General features: G+C 67.5%; 16 protein-coding genes and 5 tRNA genes. 12 read left to right on the top strand and 9 right to left on the bottom strand.

Features of this window, described 5'->3' with window-relative positions; translation table 11 throughout:
• The first annotated feature begins 132 nt into the window (after nucleotides 1-132).
• The 4 genes from TX88_RS15620 to TX88_RS15605 are packed head-to-tail and all read left to right on the top strand — an operon-like array spanning nucleotide 133 to nucleotide 4316.
• Nucleotides 133-1065 carry a LysR family transcriptional regulator gene (locus TX88_RS15620; RefSeq protein ID WP_044519445.1) on the top strand — a complete coding sequence of 311 codons (933 nt, stop codon included), beginning with the start codon at nucleotides 133-135 and terminating at the stop codon, nucleotides 1063-1065.
• Nucleotides 1062-2084, top strand: a complete 1023-nt coding sequence (locus TX88_RS15615) for a ketopantoate reductase family protein (RefSeq protein ID WP_044517989.1) — start codon at nucleotides 1062-1064, stop codon at nucleotides 2082-2084. The genes TX88_RS15620 and TX88_RS15615 overlap by 4 nt, the downstream gene beginning before the upstream one ends.
• A gap of 12 nt (nucleotides 2085-2096) precedes the next feature.
• Nucleotides 2097-2894: an SDR family NAD(P)-dependent oxidoreductase gene (locus tag TX88_RS15610; protein ID WP_044517987.1), complete on the top strand. Its 798-nt coding sequence runs from the start codon at nucleotides 2097-2099 to the stop codon at nucleotides 2892-2894.
• 12 nt (nucleotides 2895-2906) lie between these two features.
• The gene (locus TX88_RS15605) at nucleotides 2907-4316 is read left to right on the top strand and encodes an LLM class flavin-dependent oxidoreductase (RefSeq protein ID WP_044517985.1); all 1410 of its coding nucleotides are present in this window, start codon (nucleotides 2907-2909) and stop codon (nucleotides 4314-4316) included.
• On the opposite strand, the gene TX88_RS15600 is transcribed toward TX88_RS15605, so the two are convergent.
• Nucleotides 4306-5610 carry a cytochrome P450 gene (locus tag TX88_RS15600; RefSeq protein ID WP_044517984.1) on the bottom strand — a complete coding sequence of 435 codons (1305 nt, stop codon included), beginning with the start codon at nucleotides 5608-5610 and terminating at the stop codon, nucleotides 4306-4308. The two genes, TX88_RS15605 and TX88_RS15600, sit on opposite strands and share 11 nt — an antisense overlap.
• An 82-nt stretch (nucleotides 5611-5692) precedes the next feature.
• Nucleotides 5693-6562 (bottom strand): polysaccharide deacetylase family protein, encoded by an 870-nt coding sequence (locus TX88_RS15595; RefSeq protein WP_044517982.1) that lies wholly within the window; start codon nucleotides 6560-6562, stop codon nucleotides 5693-5695.
• Between the two features lie 59 nt (nucleotides 6563-6621).
• On the opposite strand from TX88_RS15595, the gene TX88_RS15590 reads away from it, so the two are divergent.
• Nucleotides 6622-6978 (top strand): MerR family transcriptional regulator, encoded by a 357-nt coding sequence (locus tag TX88_RS15590; RefSeq protein ID WP_044517981.1) that lies wholly within the window; start codon nucleotides 6622-6624, stop codon nucleotides 6976-6978.
• An 8-nt stretch (nucleotides 6979-6986) separates the two neighbouring features.
• Here TX88_RS15590 and TX88_RS15585 read toward each other — a convergent pair whose 3' ends face one another.
• Complete coding sequence (locus TX88_RS15585) at nucleotides 6987-7391, bottom strand: DUF302 domain-containing protein (RefSeq protein WP_044517979.1); 405 nt, start codon at nucleotides 7389-7391, stop codon at nucleotides 6987-6989.
• 90 nt (nucleotides 7392-7481) lie between these two features.
• Here TX88_RS15585 and TX88_RS15580 point away from each other — a divergent pair, with 90 nt between their 5' ends.
• Complete coding sequence (locus TX88_RS15580; protein WP_044517977.1) at nucleotides 7482-8198, top strand: TVP38/TMEM64 family protein; 717 nt, start codon at nucleotides 7482-7484, stop codon at nucleotides 8196-8198.
• Nucleotides 8199-8201: 3 nt separating this feature from the next.
• Here the strand turns inward: TX88_RS15580 and TX88_RS15575 are convergent, their stop codons facing one another.
• Nucleotides 8202-10598: a Tex family protein gene (locus TX88_RS15575; RefSeq protein WP_044517976.1), complete on the bottom strand. Its 2397-nt coding sequence runs from the start codon at nucleotides 10596-10598 to the stop codon at nucleotides 8202-8204.
• 105 nt (nucleotides 10599-10703) lie between these two features.
• Nucleotides 10704-10778 (bottom strand) — tRNA-Val (locus TX88_RS15570).
• Nucleotides 10779-10989: 211 nt separating this feature from the next.
• Here TX88_RS15570 and TX88_RS15565 point away from each other — a divergent pair.
• The 5 genes from TX88_RS15565 to TX88_RS15545 all read left to right on the top strand — a co-directional run bounded on the left by TX88_RS15565 (nucleotide 10990) and on the right by TX88_RS15545 (nucleotide 12383).
• Entirely contained in the window at nucleotides 10990-11400 is a 411-nt protein-coding gene (locus tag TX88_RS15565) for a hypothetical protein (protein ID WP_049924973.1), read from the top strand.
• 109 nt (nucleotides 11401-11509) lie between these two features.
• Nucleotides 11510-11582 (top strand) — tRNA-Gly (locus tag TX88_RS15560).
• A gap of 31 nt (nucleotides 11583-11613) precedes the next feature.
• Nucleotides 11614-11687 (top strand) — tRNA-Cys (locus TX88_RS15555).
• Nucleotides 11688-11704: 17 nt separating this feature from the next.
• Nucleotides 11705-11779: transfer RNA gene (locus TX88_RS15550), tRNA-Val, on the top strand.
• Between the two features lie 256 nt (nucleotides 11780-12035).
• Nucleotides 12036-12383, top strand: coding sequence for a hypothetical protein (locus tag TX88_RS15545; protein ID WP_210741366.1), 348 nt, complete (start codon nucleotides 12036-12038; stop codon nucleotides 12381-12383).
• Here TX88_RS15545 and TX88_RS34250 read toward each other — a convergent pair whose 3' ends face one another.
• From TX88_RS34250 to TX88_RS35575, 3 genes are all read right to left on the bottom strand, one after another.
• Nucleotides 12384-12548 carry a hypothetical protein gene (locus TX88_RS34250; protein ID WP_162563144.1) on the bottom strand — a complete coding sequence of 55 codons (165 nt, stop codon included), beginning with the start codon at nucleotides 12546-12548 and terminating at the stop codon, nucleotides 12384-12386.
• Nucleotides 12548-12874, bottom strand: a complete 327-nt coding sequence (locus TX88_RS15540; RefSeq protein WP_049924971.1) for a hypothetical protein — start codon at nucleotides 12872-12874, stop codon at nucleotides 12548-12550. Before TX88_RS15540 ends, TX88_RS34250 begins: the two co-directional genes overlap by 1 nt.
• A 132-nt stretch (nucleotides 12875-13006) precedes the next feature.
• On the bottom strand, nucleotides 13007-14719 hold the full coding sequence (locus TX88_RS35575; RefSeq protein WP_049924969.1) for a serine/threonine-protein kinase: 1713 nt from the start codon (nucleotides 14717-14719) through the stop codon (nucleotides 13007-13009).
• Nucleotides 14720-14890: 171 nt separating this feature from the next.
• Between TX88_RS35575 and TX88_RS15530 the strand changes: the two genes are divergently transcribed.
• Nucleotides 14891-14963 (top strand) — tRNA-Gly (locus TX88_RS15530).
• Between the two features lie 6 nt (nucleotides 14964-14969).
• On the opposite strand, the gene TX88_RS15525 is transcribed toward TX88_RS15530, so the two are convergent.
• Nucleotides 14970-17200: M4 family metallopeptidase (locus TX88_RS15525; RefSeq protein WP_209446988.1), on the bottom strand; the 2231-nt coding region annotated here is incomplete at its 5' end.

The following is a 17200-nucleotide window of genomic DNA, read 5'->3' as shown; positions in this document are numbered from 1 at the left end:
CAACCGCGGTGATTCCTGCCGCCGGCCCATCACAAAGCCCTGTTCAGAGCGCCAAGCTGGTGCAACTGGGAATTCCCGGCCCCTTCACCCGTCCTCGTAGTGGTGCGACGATCACCGAGCAGGAGGTGCATGATGCTGGATCTACGCCGGATGATGCTGTTGGCCGATCTGGCCGACCTCGGCTCGGTCACCGCGGTGGCCGAGCATCGTAATATCACGAGTTCTGCAGTCTCCCAACAGCTTCGCGTACTCGAAGACGAAGCCGGGGCGGTGCTGTTCCGCCGAGACGGACGTACCCTCGGGCTGACCCGCAGCGGCCAGGTCCTCGCCGAGCATGTGCGTCGTGTCCTGGTCGCCGTCGACGAGGCCATGAGCGCCGTGGCAGAGACCCGAGACCGGGTGGCAGGGCAGGTCGCGATCGCCACGTTCAACATGGGGATTCCGACGCTGGCCGTTCCGCTGATGCACCGGCTCAGCACCGAGGAGCCGAATCTGCGGGTACAGGTTCAGCAGGATACGAGCGCGGCGGCCCTGCGGTTGCTGCGTCAGGGTGAGGTCGACATCGCGATCACCTGCCAGTACGACTGCCTGGGGCCGGATTCGACGGGAGGCCTGACCACGGTGCCGCTGCTGTTCGAGCCACTGGTGCTGTTGGCGCCCACACATGCGCACCTGAGAATCCGCAAGCAGGGGCTGTCCGCTCTGGCCGACGGATTCTGGGTGACCGGGCCGCAGAATTCCGGTCTCGGGATCGCCGCCATACATGCCTGCGAGAGCGCCGGTTTCACACCGCAGGTCAAGCACCGGCTGATCGGGGCGCAGAACATCTGCGAGCTCGCGGCCACCGAGATCGCGTCGGCGATCGTGCCCCGGTTGTCGGTGCCGGCCAATCTGGAAAGTCTGATCGCCGATGGCATCGAACTCGGTGGGCGGGCCATCAGCGCCGTCGTCCGCGCCGGCAGGCAGCGCGATCCCAACATCGCGGTGATCCTGCGTACCTTGCAGTCGATCGCCGACCAGGCACTGCCCGGGCAGTCCGAGAAACCCCTTGGGGTCGCGTCGTGACAACCTTCAACCGACCGCTCGTCGTGTACGGGGTCGGTGCGATCGGCGGCGTGATCGCCGCCCAGTTGCGGCTGGCCGGTTTCGACGTGACCGCCGTCGCCCGGGGTGACCACCTCGGTGCGATCCGCGCCCGCGGGCTCACCCTGGTGACCCAGGCCGGCACCGACACCGTGGAGCTGCCGGCGGCCGCCGGTGCCCGTGAAATCGACTGGGCCGCCGGTCCGGTGGTGGTACTGGCGGTCAAGAGCCACCAAACCGCCTCGGCCCTGGAGGATCTCAGTGCGCATGCGCCGCCGGAAACACCCGTGTTCGTCGCCCAGAACGGGGTGGCCAACGAGGCCGCCGCCCTGCGCAGATTCGCCAACGTGTACGGCGTCACCGTGATGCTCCCGGCGGCCCACCTCGATCCCGGAGTGGTCATCCAGCAAAGCCATCCGGTCGCCGGGATCCTCGATCTGGGTCGTTACCCCACCGGCCACGACGCATTGGCCGCTCAGGTCGCGGCCGCACTGCGGGCGGCCCGGTTCCATTCGCAGGTCCGGGACGACATCATGGCGTGGAAGCACCGGAAGCTGATCGCCAATCTCGGCAACGGAGTGATCGCGGCGTACCGCCCGGGACCCGATGCCGACGAGTTGATCGCCCGCGCACGCGCCGAGGCCGAACACGTGCTCACCGCGGCCGGTATTGCGTTCGTCACCGCCGAACAGGACGCGCAGCGTCGCGGGGACCTGCTGCAGGGCAAGGTTTACGACGACTATTTCAGCTCCACCTGGCAGAGCGTGGCCCGCGGCCACACTCAGGTCGAAACCGACTGGTTCAACGGAGAAATCGCGTTGCAGGCTCGGCTGCACGGCCAGGATGCGCCGGTCAACGAACTGATCCAGCGGGTCACCGCCGAGCACGCCCGGGTCGGCCGCCCGGTGCGGTCTCTCGACGCGGCCGCGGCCCTCAAGAAGCTCGGCCCCGCACCGAGTCCACAGCACGACCACGAAATCCCAGTCACGTCACACGCATAGAGGAGTTACCGGATGGACCTGCAGTTGACCGGAAAACGGGCGATCATCACCGGCGGGAGCAAGGGTATCGGGCTGGCCGTCGCTCACGCGCTGGCAGCCGAAGGCGTCGACGTGGTGCTGGCCGCGCGTACCCAGGAGACGCTGGAGAAGGCCGCCGCGGAGGTGGCCGAACGCAGTGGCCGGCGGGCCATTCCGATCGTTGCCGACACCAGCGACGACGAATCGGTCAGGGCCCTGGTCGCCCGCGCGGTCGAGGAACTCGGCGGGATCGACATCCTGGTCAACAATGCGTCCAATCAGGCTGTGGGAGCCGGTTTCCCGGACCTGGCAGGCACGACCGACGAGGCGTTCTGGGACGACGTCAACGTCAAGGTGGTCGGCTATCTGCGCACCGCACGTGCGGTGGCTCCCCACCTGGCCGGTCAGGGGTGGGGACGCATCATCAACATCAGCGGCCTCGGATACCGGCAGACCAACTCGATCGTGCGCAGCATCCGCAACGTCAGTGTGGCTGCGCTGACCAAGAACCTGGCCGACGAACTCGGGCCACAGGGGATCAACGTTACCGTCGTGCATCCGGGTCAGACCCGGACCGAAAGCAAGGCGCTGCAGTACCAGGCCGCCGCCAAGGCAGCGGGCCTGGACCTGGCCGCGTACGAGAAGGAGATCGCGAACAACGCCATCGGCCGGGTGGTCGACGCCACCGAGGTCGCCGACGTCGTCGCCTTTCTCGCCTCACCACGCAGCGTGAGCATCACCGGCGACTCCATCGCGGCCGGCGGTGGCCTGCTCGGAACCATCAACTACTGAAGGCCGGAAACCATGACCCGCCCGCGGCTGATCCTCAACGCGTTCACCATGAACACCGCCACGCACGTCTCCTACGGGTCGTGGCGAAACCCACAGACCCGCAGCCTGGAATTCGATCAGCTCGACGTCTGGGTCGATCTGGTCAAGTTGCTCGAACGCGGCAAGTTCGACTCGGTGTTCTTCGCCGACGTCGTCGGCCTCTACGACGACTACCGCGGCGGGTGGGACACCTATCTGCGCGAAGGCCTGCAGATCCCCAATCACGATCCGTCCGCGATCGTCTCGGCGCTGGCCCTGTCAACCGAACACCTCGGCCTGGTGATCACGAGTTCGGTACTGCAGGACCATCCGTTCTCGTTCGCCCGCAAGATCTCCACCCTCGATCATGCGTCGAAGGGACGCATCGGCTGGAACGTCGTCACCAGCGCGCTGCAGAACTCGGCGCGCAACTTCGGGCTGACCGAGCGCGAGGAACACGACGAGCGTTACCAGTGGGCCGAGGAGTACACCGAGGTCGTCTACAAGCTGTGGGAAGGATCGTGGGAGGACGGAGCGCTGGTGCGCGACCGGCAGCGCGGCATCCACGCCGACCCCGACAAGGTGCACAAGATTCATCACGCCGGCAAGCGCTACCGGGTGGAGGGCCCGCACCTGAGTTTCCCGTCGCCGCAACGCACACCGGTGATCTTCCAGGCCGGCACCTCCACCGCCGGAAGGACATTCGCCGCGCGCCACGCCGAGGGCGTGTTCATCAACGCGGCCTCGCCCAAGGGCGCCGCCGTGGTCATCGACGACACCCGTGACCGCGCCGTGGCGGCCGGGCGACGGCGCGAGGACATCAAGTTCTTCCAGGGCCTGTCGTTCGTGGTCGGATCCACCGAGGCCGAGGCGCGGACGCGGGCCGCCGAACTCGACGAATACCTGAGCGTCGACGGTCTGATCGCGCACCGTAGTGGCGGCATCGGCGTGGATCTGGGCGGGCTGGACCACCACACGCCCATCGGCGACCTGGCCCCGACCATTCAGGGCACCCGCAGCACCATCGAGGCACTCATCGCCGCGGCGCCACCGGGCACCAATCCGACCATCGCCGACCTGGTCCGTCAGCAACAGGAGTCCACCCGGATCGTCGGCACTCCCGAGCAGATCGCCGATGCGCTCGAAGACTGGCAGGACGCCGGGGTCGACGGGGTGAACATCCGCTACATCACCACGCCGGGCACCTTCGAGGATTTCATCGACCAGGTGGTGCCCGAACTGCAGGCCCGCGGCCTGGCCCAGACCGAATACGCCCCAGGGACGTTGCGCGACAAGCTCTTCAGTGAGGGCCCAGCCTTGCCCGAGCGGCATCCGGCCCGGCATTGGCGGGGCAAGTTCGGCTCGGCGCAGGCGGGGTCTTCGTCGACAACGGTCAGCGCGTAGCCGCGGACCAACCGACCGGCAGATGTTTGACACCGTGCACGAACGCCGAACGCAGGATTGCCGGTTCACCGATCGCCACGATGTCGGGAACCTGGCGACGCAGTTCGTCGAAGGCCACCCGGATCTCCCGGCGAGCGAGGTTGGCTCCCAGGCAGAAGTGCACTCCGCCGCCGCCGTAGCCGACATGCGGATTGGGGTCGCGCAACACGTCGAACCGCCATGGGTCGGCGAAGGTCTGCTCGTCACGATTGGCCGAGTTGTACCACATCGAGACCTTGTCCCCCGCCTTCATCTGAACGCCGCTGCGCTCCACATCCTCGGTGAGCGTGCGCCGCATGAAGATGATCGGTGACGCCCACCGCACGATCTCCTCGACGGCGGTCGGCGTCACCCGGTCGAAGTCGTTCCACCATGTGGCACGTTCGTCGGGATAGCGGCTCAGCGCCACCATCCCGTGGCTGATCGCGTTGCGGGTCGTGTCGTTGCCCGCTGCCGTCAGCAGGATGAAGAACGACGCGATCTCGTTGGACGACAGTCGTTCTCCGTCGACTTCGGCCTCGATCAGGCTGGTCGTCAGGTCGTTGGCGGGATGCTCGCGGCGCTGTTCGGCCAGGGCGACGCCGTAACCGGCCAGTTCGGTGGCCACCTGCAGATACTCGTTGTACTCAGCAGTGGACACCTCGTCGTCGCCGGCCCCCATGAGCACCGAGGTCCAGTGGAAGAGCTTGGCCCGGTCTTCCTCCGGAACGCCCATCATGTCGCAGATGATCTGAAGTGGCAGTGGCGAGGCCACCTCGTCGACGAAGTCCGCGGTGCCATCCGGATGTGCGTCGACCATCTCCGCCACCAGGCGATGCGCACGGTCCCGCACGCTCTGCTCGATCCGCGCGATCACCTTGGGTGTGAACGCCCGGTTGACGATGCACCGCAGCCGGGTGTGGCGAGGGTCGTCCAGCGTGATCATCGACCCGAAGAACTCGGCGATATCGGCGGGGACCTCGTTGAGCGATGTGCTGGTCGGACTCGAGCTGAACAGCTCGGGGTGCCGGCTGGCGAAGTGCACGTCCTCGTAGCGGGTCAGCGCCCAGTGCCCGGCGCCGGCGGGGAATCCGGCGAAGTCCGCCACCCCGAAAAATGAGACGGGCGCGTCGTGACGGAGTGTGGCGAAGGCCCCGTCACGCGCGTCGTCGTCACGCCCCCAGAAGTCGAGCGTGCCCAGGTCGATGTCGGCAAGGGGCACTGCCGGTGGCGCTGCGCCGTTGTTGCGGTGGGCGATGCCGGTGATTGCTGTCATCGTGGTCCTCCCCGACGTCCTACCCGCAGTGTGACACCCCTCACAGCGACGGTCCAGCACTGTGGGCCCAATAGTGCTGCAGCTATTGGCGTTCGCAATCAGTTCGCCGGGTCGCCGCGATCTCGTCGCTGGTCGTCAGCCACGCATCAGGTTGCGCGGCAAGATACTCCAGAACCTGGTCGAGGTACTTGTGCCGGAACGGTTGCCCGATCACGAACGGGTGCAACGCCAACGCCATCACCCGGCCGCTGTCGGCCGAATCCGCACGCAGCTGCTCGTACTGGTCGATCACCATCTGCACGAACTCGGTTCCGGTGAAGCCCTTTCCGAAGATCAGGAGGTCGTTGAGTTCCACCGAGTACGGCACACTGAACATACCGGGAACGGTCAGCGGGTAGGGCTGGTCATCGTTGGTCCAGTCGAGGACATAGTGAAAACCGAGCTCGGCCAACAGTTCCGGGGTGTGCGCCGTTTCGGTCAGGCCGGGTCCCATCCACCCGCGTGGGCGCCGGCCCGTCGCACCGGCGATGTCGTCGGCGATCTCGGCGAGAATCCGGCGCTCCTCGTCGACGTCGAACCCGGTGTGCAGGATCGAGTTGGTCTGTCCGTGCGCCAGCCACGTCCAGTCTCGTTCCACACCGGCGGCCACGATCTGCGGATGGTGCTCGATGACAGCCGAATTGAGCAGCACACTGGGACGGATGCCGTGCCGGTCGAGAGCCTCGATCGTGCGCCAGATCCCCACCCGGGCGCCGTAATCCCGCCAGCCGTAGTTGAGCGCATCGGGTGTCAGTTCCGCGGTACCCGGCCAGATGCTCGTCGAGGGGCGATCGGGCAGGAAGTGCTCGACGTTGAGCCCGATGTACACCGCGACGCGCGCGCCGCCGGGCCAGTGGATCGGCGCGCGTTCGGTGATCGGGCTGTAGGTGAAAGGCGGTTGGAACGTGGTCATGACGAACGGTACGAGGTGACACCAATGTCAGGGTCAAGTCGCGTCGGTATAACTGGCATATGCGTATAGGCGAACTCGCACGCCGCACCGGGGTCAGCCAGCGGTCGCTGCGCTACTACGAACAGCAGGGCCTGCTGGTGTCAGACCGCACACCCGGTGGCCAACGCGAATATGCGGAGAAGGCCGTCGACCGGGTGATCCGCATCCAGGAGCTCTACGCGGCCGGCTTGCACAGCCGCACCATCTCGTCGCTGCTTCCCTGTATGCGCGACGCCGACGGCGGACCCGCACCCCAGGCCACGCCCCGGCTGCTCACCGAGCTTTCGGCCGAACGCGACCGGCTCGAACAGGCCATCCGGGAGCTGGCCACCTCACGCGAGATCCTCGACGGGGTGATCGACGCAGCATCGGGGTGACACAGCCCCTACAGGCTGTCGAGCGCTGCCTGCAGGCGCCGGCCGACCTCGGCTGCGATATCGGCCAACGCGGGTTCGTCGGTCACCTCGGCCATCAGGTTGGGGTTCATCGCCTCGACGACGACCACCGCGCCATCGCCGCGACCGGTGCGCAACACCACGTTGCACGGCAGCAGCACGCCGATCGGCGGAAACGCGTTGAGCGCCTGCTGGGCGAACTGAGGGTTACACGCACCCAGAATCAGGTAGTCACCCAGCTCGTCACCGGCACCACCGCCGAGTTTGGCGTTGAGCGTCGTCCGGATGTCGATCTCGGTCAACACACCGAACCCCTGGTCGGCCAGCGCATCTCGCGTGCGAGCGACTGCCTCGTCGAACGGGCCCCTGGTGGTGGCCACCAACGCGATGTCCATCTCTCATTCCTTTCGCCCCGTCGTCGCAACCACGATTGACCTCACGCTACGCGCCGAGGCGTCGCACGGTAGGGAACAATCGGGTTCGCCATGACTGACGACGATGATCCGCCCGCCATCAACCGGCGACCGCACATCCTGCGGCTCGTCGCCTTCGCGGCGTTTCTGTTCGGCCTGTTCTATCTGGTGGCCGTCGCGCGCGTCATCGATGTCGGCGACATCCGCAGCCTGGTCGCCTCGACGGGTCCCGCCGCACCGCTGGCGTATGTCGTGGTGTCGGCCTGCCTCGGCGCGTTGTTCGTGCCGGGTCCGATCCTGGCCGCCGGCAGCGGGGTGTTGTTCGGTCCGGTGTTGGGCACCTTCGTGACCTTGGGCGCGACGGTGGGCACCGCGGTGGTGGCCAGCCTGATCGGCCGGCGCGCCGGCCGCGACAGCGCCCGGGCCCTGCTCGGCGCGCAGCGGGCCGACCGGCTGGACCACCAGATCCAGCGGGGCGGCCTGTGGGCAGTGGTCGGGCAGCGTTTCGTCCCCGGACTGTCCGACGCCCTGGCGTCCTATGCCTTCGGCGCGTTCGGTGTGCCGTTGTGGCAGATGGCGGCCGGTGCGTTCATCGGCTCCGTGCCGCGCGCGTTCGTCTACACCGCGCTGGGCGCGTCGATCGGCGATCTGTCGGCCCCGCTGGCCTACACGGCGATCGGGGTGTGGTGCGTCACCGCCGTCATCGGCGCGTTCGCCGCCCACCGCGGCTACCGCTCCTGGCGCCGCCACCACTCCGAGGCCGATCAGGCCCCGGAGCAGTCCTCCTGACCGCTACTTTCCGAAACCTGCGTTGCGCAGCGCCTCGGCCATCGAGCCCATGGGCTGGTTGGACTCCCGGCGACCGGAGTTGTTGCCCCGGTTCTGGTTTCGCCGGTCCCCGCCGCGGCCCTGGTTGCCGCCGCCGTCGCGGCGGTTCTGGCCACCCTGGCCGCCCTGACCACCCCGGTCGGGCCGCTTGCCCTGCTCGCGCTGGGGGGTGTCGTTGAGCCGCAGGGTCAGTCCGATCCGCTGCCGTTCCACATCGACGTCGACGACCTTGACCTTGACGACCTGGCCGGACTTCACCACCTCGTGCGGGTCGGAGATGAACCGGTCGGCCATCGCCGAGACGTGCACGAGACCGTCCTGGTGCACGCCCACGTCGACGAAGGCGCCGAAGGCGGCCACATTGGTCACCACGCCCTCCAGCACCATGCCCACCTTCAGGTCGGCGACCTTCTCGACGCCGGCGGCGAAGGTGGCGGTGGAGAACGCCGGGCGCGGGTCGCGGCCCGGCTTCTCCAGTTCGCCCAGGATGTCGGTCACCGTCGGGACACCGAACCGCTCGTCGGCGAAGTCTGCGGGCTTGAGCCCCCGCAGGGTGCGCTCGTCACCGATCAGCTCGGCCAGCGTGACGCCGGAGCGGTCGAGGATGCGCCGCACCACCGGGTAGGACTCGGGGTGCACGCCGGAAGCGTCCAGCGGGTCCTCCCCGTCACGGATCCGCAGGAAGCCGGCGCACTGTTCGAAGGCCTTGGGACCCAGGCGCGGAACGTCCAGCAGCGCCTTGCGGCTGCGGAACGCGCCCGCGCTCTCGCGGTGCGCCACGATGGCTTCGGCCAGCGATTCGGTAACCCCGGACACCCGGGCCAGCAGCGGCACCGAGGCGGTGTTGAGGTCCACACCGACCGCGTTCACCGCATCTTCGACCACCGCGTCGAGGCTGCGCGCCAGCGAGCCCGGCGTCACGTCATGCTGGTACTGCCCGACGCCGATCGACTTGGGATCGATCTTGACCAGCTCGGCCAGCGGATCCTGCAACCGGCGGGCGATCGAGACCGCGCCGCGCAGCGTCACGTCGAGGTTCGGCATCTCCCGCGCGGCGTACTCGGAGGCCGAGTACACAGACGCACCGGCCTCGCTGACCATGGCCGTCACCGGCGCCTTGGCCCCGGCCGACCGGATGTCGGCGATCAGCTCGGCGGCCAACGCGTCGGTCTCGCGTGAGGCGGTGCCGTTGCCGACGGCGATCAGCTCGACGTTGTGCCGGGCGACCAGGGCCGCCAGCGTGGCCTTGGCCTGGTCCCACTGCTTCTGCGGCTGGTGCGGGAAGATCGCGCACGTGTCGACGACCTTGCCGGTGGCGTCGACGACGGCGACCTTGACCCCGGTGCGGAAGCCCGGGTCAAGTCCCAGGGTGGCGCGGGTGCCGGCCGGGGCGGCCAGCAGCAGGTCCTTGAGGTTGCGGGCGAACACCGCGACCGCCTCTTCCTCGGCACGCTGACGCAGCCGGATTCGGGCGTCGACGGCGGCCGAGATCATCAGCTTGGCGCGCCAGGCCAGCCGCACGGTGGTGGCCAACCACGGGGTGGCCGGCGCCTTGACGGACATGTCGATGCCGAGTGACTGGGCGATCATCGCCTGGTACAGCTCGTCCTCGCCGCCGTCGAAGTTCAGTGACAGCGCCTGTTCCTTCTCGCCGCGCAGCACCGCGAGCACACGGTGCGATGGCATGTTCTCCAACGGCTCGCTGAACTCGAAGTAATCGCGGAACTTCTGAGCGGCAGGGCTTTTCGCGGCCTCCTCCGACCACGGGCCGGTGCGCAGCGAACCGTCGGACCAGAACTTCTCTCGGGTCGCGCCGACCAGCTCGGCGTCCTCGGAGGCCCGCTCGATGATGATGTGGCGAGCACCTTCGAGCGCGGCGGCGGCATCGGCGACGTCGTCGTTGAGGAATTCACCGGCGACCTCGTCGGGCACCAGCGTCGGATCGACCAGCAGCCGGACCGCGAGCGGTTCCAGGCCGGCCTCCTTGGCGATCTGAGCCTTGGTGCGCCGCTTGGGCTTGTACGGCAGGTAGATGTCCTCGACCCGGGCCTTGGTCTCGGCGGTCATCAAGGCTGCCCGCAGCTCGTCGGTGAGCTTGCCCTGCTCCTCGATGGAGGCCAGCACGGCCTCACGGCGCTGGTCGAGCTCACGCAGGTAGCCCAGGCGCTCCTCCAGCGTGCGCAGCTGGCCGTCGTCGAGACTGCCGGTGACCTCCTTGCGGTACCGGGCGATGAACGGAACCGTCGAACCCTCGTCCAGCAGCTGGACGGTTGCGGTCACCTGCCTCTCGGCCACGCCGAGTTCCTCGGCCAGACGGGCGGTTACGGACTTGATGGTTCCGACGGTCACGCTCTGAGTCACGTCGGAGGACCCTACCGAATCGAACTGACAACGCCCGGGCACCGTGAAGTGTGTGTCCTGCCACGAAAAAACGGCCCCGGATATCTCCGAAGCCGTTGGTGGTGATGGTGGTCCCGGCTGGGTTCGAACCAGCGACCTTCCGCGTGTGAGGCGGACGCTCTCCCACTGAGCTACGAGACCGTGGGAACGACGTCGAACACTAGCACGCATACCCGGCCAGACCCGAATCGGTATCCGCCGGATCGACTTGTTTGATTTGCCAAATATGCACGCCGACGTGGGCGTATGGTCACCCGTCATGGTTCACCTGCGGGTCCGCTGGCCAGGGGTCGGCGGCGCGGTTTTTGCTGCTAGTGCGCTATTTTCCGGCTGCCACAGCACCCCGGTCGCGATGACAGATCGGGCCCCTGCCGTAACGCCCAGTATCCGCAGCGTCTCCGATGTGGTGAACCGCCAGGTCAAGGAGCCGACGGCGTTCACCTCCCCCTCGGGCAACGTGCGGTGTTACCTCGACACCACGACGGCGCGCTGCGACATCTCCGAACGTAGCTGGGCCCCGCCGCTGCGACCGGCCAGTTGCGCGTTCGATTACGGCCACGGCATCACCCTGCGCCAGGGCCGGCCCGCCGAGTTCATCTGCGCCGGCGGCGACACACCTCGTGCGAGCACCCAACTGGGAGACCGAGACTCGATCACCGCCGGGGCGCTGCGCTGCGAAAGCGCTGCGACGGGGATCACATGCCGCGACACGAAGACCCGGCACGGGTTCGTCCTCTCCCGTGAGGCCTATCACCTGTTCTGAAACACGGTTTTCAGCTGCACTTTGCCCCCGCGTAATGGGGATTTGTGTCCGCGCACGTCGGTGGACTAATGTTCTGCATCGCGACGGGCGACGATCTCGCTCGTGGCGCGCGGATGTAGCGCAGTTGGTAGCGCATCACCTTGCCAAGGTGAGGGTCGCGGGTTCGAATCCCGTCATCCGCTCGAAGGTGCGATTTGTGGCATCAACCCCAGTGGTGGAGTGGCCGAGTGGTGAGGCAACGGCCTGCAAAGCCGTGCACACGGGTTCGATTCCCGTCTCCACCTCCAAGAAAGAGTTTCGACCCGCGCGATTAGCTCAGCGGGAGAGCGCTTCCCTGACACGGAAGAGGTCACTGGTTCAATCCCAGTATCGCGCACCACGTGTTATCCAAGGTCAGGCCCGGTCATCACCGGGCCTTTCTGGTTTCTGTCACATGTTCGACTTTCTTTGCGGCCCTCGATAATTCACAGGTGTCCGCCGTCAGATTCGCAGCGATCGGCACCACCCTGCTCACCGTCGCCGCGCCAGTCGGGACCGCGCCCAGGCGATCGATACCGCTGTCAGACGTCGAGAGCAAGTAAGACATCTCGTTCGATCATCTGACCATTCGAACATATGATCGATACGTGGGCGACATGCAGGCCATCGGCTACGGCGGGCAACCCGTCCGTGACGCGTTCCGCGTCGTACGGCCACCCGCGACCGTCCTGATCGATCTGGTCGCCCTGTTCCCCCGCGAACCCCACCTCACGGGCCGCTACCACCCGATGGGCATCCAGATGAACAAGGTCGTCGAAGGCAAGCTGACCTGCTGGGCGCTCTGCGAACAAGGCCGCTGGTGGGGCCTCGTCACCTACCGCATCCGCTTCGGCGCGAACGAAAAGGCAGTGACCCACTGGGTCCCCGCATGGGTACTCAGGCCGCATGAGGGACAAGGAGAAAGCGCTTCGCAGGGTGCTCGGAAGCGTCGCCGCCGAAGCTGATCAGTGCGCTGCCGATCCGCACTCGTTGGTGTCGGACCAGACCTTCTGGAATACGGACCCGTCCCAGATCCAGACCGATGACGGGTTGACGAACGCCGAGCCATTCCAGATCTTCGGGGCGCAGTCGACGAACGCGGATCCGTTCCATACCTTGAGCTCGGGCATCAGGGCACCACGTAGAGGACGCCGGCAACCCCAGAGGCCGGCAGCGTGCCGACGATGACACTGCCCGCTGCGCCTGATTGAACGGCCCCGGTGACGCGGGAGTCGTTGCCCTGGCACGCCGTTCCCGCTGCCGCCCCGTACGACACCGCCAGCGTCCGGTTGGCCGACAGATCGCCACCACCGGTAAGGCCCGTGCCTGCAGTGATCGTCGTGGCTTTGTCAGCCTTCCCTGACAGTGCGGAGACTGCTGCGGCAATGTCGGTGGTGTTCTGATTGACGGCGTCTGCAACAGCATTGTGATCCGACGCGGTGACCAAATCGCCCATGGTCCAATCATTTTTCAATGGCATGGTTGGCATCTTGGTCGGTGCTGCTCGGCGAATCCCTGAAACCGGAAAACCTCCACGCACGTAACTAGCAGCCGGGCGGCGCTTTTCGGCAACCACCCGCTCCGTCTCCTAGTTGGCCCCCGCAGGCGGTACAGGTGCGGGCGGAGGCGGTGGCGGCGCCAGTGGAGCGGCCGGCGGGACGGGATTTGGCACGACCGTCCCGATCGATGGCGGCGGGGGCACCTGCGGAGCCGGCGGTGCGGGAGGTCCGAGCGGCGGTGGGGGCAGCGCAGGAGCGGGCGGCAGCGAGTCCGCCACCGCGGCAGGGTCGGCAATCGGGCTGCCCGGTGGCACGCCTTCGAGCCGGGTGGCGAGAACGGGCACGGTGATCACCGCGCCTTGCAGCCCGCACTCGTTGGATTGGATGGTGGTGGTCTGCGCGCCGGCCAGCCCGCCGTCCGGCTGCGGCGTCAACGCCAACGCTGTATCCATCGCCTGCGCCTGCCCGACGATCGGCGCCTCACAGGGCAGTGAGCCTCTCCCCGGTTCGCCCTGCCAAGAGTTGTTGAGGAAGCGGAACACCGCTGTCATGCCGCCACCCTCGAGGGAGGGAATGGCGTGGTTGGTGCCATCCATGCGCGTCGACGTCGCTGCACATCCCGAGGGTTTGCAGGTCGATCGGAATGCCCACCAGTAGCTGGCGATTTGGTTGCCCGCCGCCGGCCAGGGGTTGCCGTTGATGGTGGCGCGGAGGTTGTCGTAGTCGAGCCGGTAGAGACCGTCAAAGACCGGCCCGCTGGGCACTGGCGTGGCCGCCACGTTCGTGGCGCTCGCAGTGACGGCGCTGGGCGGTGGGCTCGGCGGCTCACTCGCCGCGGCGTCAGCGGATGGCCACAGCTGCCACAGGCCGACACTGGCGACCAGACCGACGGCGGCGATCGCCGCTACGGGTAACCGATACCCGGCCGCCGGTTGACCAGGTTTCGGTGCGGCGGCCGGCGTGGGCGCCACTGTCAATGCGGGCATCGGGGTTTCATCGGCCAAGGCGTGCGCGAAGGCCCCACAGCTGACGAACCGGTCAGCCGGGTTCTTGGCGAGGGCCTTGGCCAGTACCGGGTCGAGGCCGGCCAACTCGGGCCGGGTGTCGGCCAACAGCGGCGGCTTCGAGTTGACGTGGCGGCTCACCACGACAGCGGGATTGGAGTGCTCGAACAGCTGCACCCCGGTCAACAGGTGGTACGCGGTGCAGGCCAGGGCGTACTGGTCCGCGCGGCCGTCGACGTCCTCCCCCACCAGTTGTTCAGGTGCCGCATAGCCGGGCCTGTCCACGGCCCCGTCATTGCGAGCGACACCGAGATCGGTGAGAACCGCGCCCCGCTCCGCATCACCGTCGCCGTCGCCGTCAGCGACGATGATGTTGGCCGGTCTGACGTCGCGATGCAGCAAGCCATGTTTGTGTGCGTAGTCGAGTGCACCGGCAACCGCGATGATGATTGGGAAAACCTGTTCGCGCGGCAGGCCGTTGGGGTATCGCTGATCGAGAAGACCCGCAAAATCCGTACCGTCGACGAAGTCCGTCGATATCCAGAGCTGACCGTTGTGCTCCCCGCGGCCACGGACCCTGGCGATGCTGGGATGCCACAACCTCGCGGCCACATCCGCCTCACGGTCGAACCGCTCCCGGTACCCGGGTTCGGCGGACCAGTCCTCGCGCAGCACCCTCAGCGCGTCACGGCCGGGACGCCGGGGATGTTGAGCGAGGTAGACCTCCCCCGTCCCGCCTGAGCCCAGCAGTCGGACGATCCGGAACACGTTGAACGTCTCACCGACGTTGAGCGGCATCCACGAATCCTACGAACTGCCCGGTGACGCCGATAGCCGGTATCCGCCAGTTCGCCGGCGCAGATTGTTTACGTTGCCCCACAATGCAAGTCAGAACGAGCGATTTGTGTCTGCACGCATCGGTCGGCTAGTGTTCGCCTTCGCGACGGGCGACGATCTCGCTCGTGGCGCGCGGATGTAGCGCAGTTGGTAGCGCATCACCTTGCCAAGGTGAGGGTCGCGGGTTCGAATCCCGTCATCCGCTCAAAGGTCACACCGACACGACCGTGCCTCCCGCATCGATGTGCACGTAGTCGAAGGCATCCTCGATCGCCGCGATCTCGTCGTCACTGAAGCCTTGGTCATGGGCTGTGGCAACGATCGCGTCGCGCCCGTCGGAGAACTTCGCGCCGTCGTCGAGCATCGTCATGGAGACGTAGTAGAGCTCGGCCCACTGCTCATCGGTGACATCCGCGGTCCGGTCGTCCGTCATCATCCGGTACGCGGCGTGGCTGAAGATGGTGCTGTTGTAGTGTTCGCCGCCCTCGTCGGCGTCGCCCGTATAGAGATCGTCGTAGTCCGAGAGGTACCCGGGCGTCGACTCCGGGTCGGCCAGGCTGCGGATCGCACCGGCGCTGGAATCCTCGCCGATCAACCAGCGGCCCTCGTCGTCGCGGGCCTTGCCCTCGATCAGCACGCCCATGATGTCGGCGTAGGCCTCGTTGAGGGCGCCGGATTCGCCGTAATCGAGCGTGCCACCCTGATGTTCCATCACCGCATGGGTGTACTCGTGGCCGACAACGTCCACCGCGGCCTCGAAGTCGCCGGAGTCGCCGAACGCGAACTGCTGGCCGGACGAATCCCAGAACGCGTTCTCGTAGCCGTCGGTGTAGTCGGCCAGAGTCTCGTGCGGGTTGTAGTCGGTGCTCACCACGATCGCGGCGCCGTCGTCGTCGAAGGACGTCACGCCGAGCTGGGTCGCGTAGTAGTCGTAGACCGTGGCCATGTTGGCGTGGGCCGACACCGCCGATGCGTCCCACCCGAGGAGGCCGCGGAACACCGGGATGCCCGGAGTCAGTGGCGGGCCGACGAACACCAGCAGGTAGGCCGTCTCGTAGGTCGAGATGTCGCGTTCGACGTCGTTGAGGCTGTCCAGATCGAAGATCACCAGTGAGAGCCGGGTGATCCCGATGTCGCGGATGTTGCCGAGCACATCGTCGGCCGTGGTGCTGGTCGGCGAACCGATGGCCAGCGGCTGGGCGTTCGACGTGGTGCGGGTGACGGTGCCGGCTTCGGCGCCGCCGGCCGAGATGTAGTACGTCGAACCGGGATCCACCGTCGGAGCTCCGGTCAGATCGGTGTCGGGCGGGTCGATCGAGACCTTCCACACCAGTTGCGGTCCGGCGGTGTCGTCGGTGGCGTCGATGACCAACTCGGGGTTCACCACGCCGGCGGCGACCAGAGGAGCCGCGGCCAGGAGGTACAGCGGCGAATTCGGCGTCCCGGCGTATGCGGCGAGTGCAGTTGCCGCGGCTTCGGTCTCGGTGTCGACACGGCGGTCCGGGGTGGTGTCCATGGCATCGGCGCGGGCGTCGTAGTAGTTGAACAGCCCGGTCGCGTTGCCATCGGAATCGGTCACCAGGACGACATCGCTGCCGGTCACCTCGATGCCGTCGACGCTGTGATGAACCCGATAGATGGTCCGGGAGTAGCCGCTCGCGGTATCGACCTGCTGCACGGTGATGTTGCCGGGATCAGCGAAACCCGCTGGGGCGCCGATCAATCCGGACATGTCGTTGAGCACCTGGGCAGCGCCGTCGGCATCGTTGACCTTGGTATCGGTGAATGTCCCGCTGATGACGCGCACGGCGCCGTCGTCGCCGACGCTGGCGGTGACGCCCGGGCGCCCTGTCACGTCGTCGAGGGCGGGCGTCGCACCGCTGGGCGGCGCGGCGGAAACCACCTGATTCGGGTCGGGCCGGACGGTTCGCTGGCCGCCGACCTCCCGGACGGCCACCCAGATCGACGCGACGATGTCGCTGACCGGAACCGCGGGGCTCGGCGTGCCGGTCCCGGCGAAGCCCAGTCTCGACCACACAGGGCTGATGACACTGCGCGTAATCGTCTGCGGGGCAGGGAGATCGGCCACAACTCGGGCCACGGGTCGCAGTCGCATCGACGGGAATGTGGGGACGTCGGGCACGGAAGCGACGTCGGGCACCGACGCCTCGGCGGCAGTCGGGACAGGCCGGGTGATGGCCGACGAGGTCAGCCGGCGGGGCGACACGGTGGGGCGGACCAGCGGGGTCTTCGTGCGGACGTGCCGCTCGATCGCCCCGGCGCTGTCGACGCGGCGACTCCGTGGGGCGACGGCATCCTCGAGGGCACGGCGCACCCGGGCCTCCCGGTTGCCCACCCGCGAGACGATGTCTGCGATGGCGGCCCGGGCCTCGCGCTGACGCTGTCGTGGACCCGGACGAGTGGCCTGGCCGTGCGGTGCCG

It is taken from the genome of Mycolicibacterium septicum DSM 44393 (genome assembly GCF_000455325.1).
Taxonomy (GTDB): Bacteria; Actinomycetota; Actinomycetes; order Mycobacteriales; family Mycobacteriaceae; genus Mycobacterium; species Mycobacterium septicum.
Note: the sequence above shows the minus strand (reverse complement) of the source record. Positions and strands in the feature narration are given on the sequence as shown.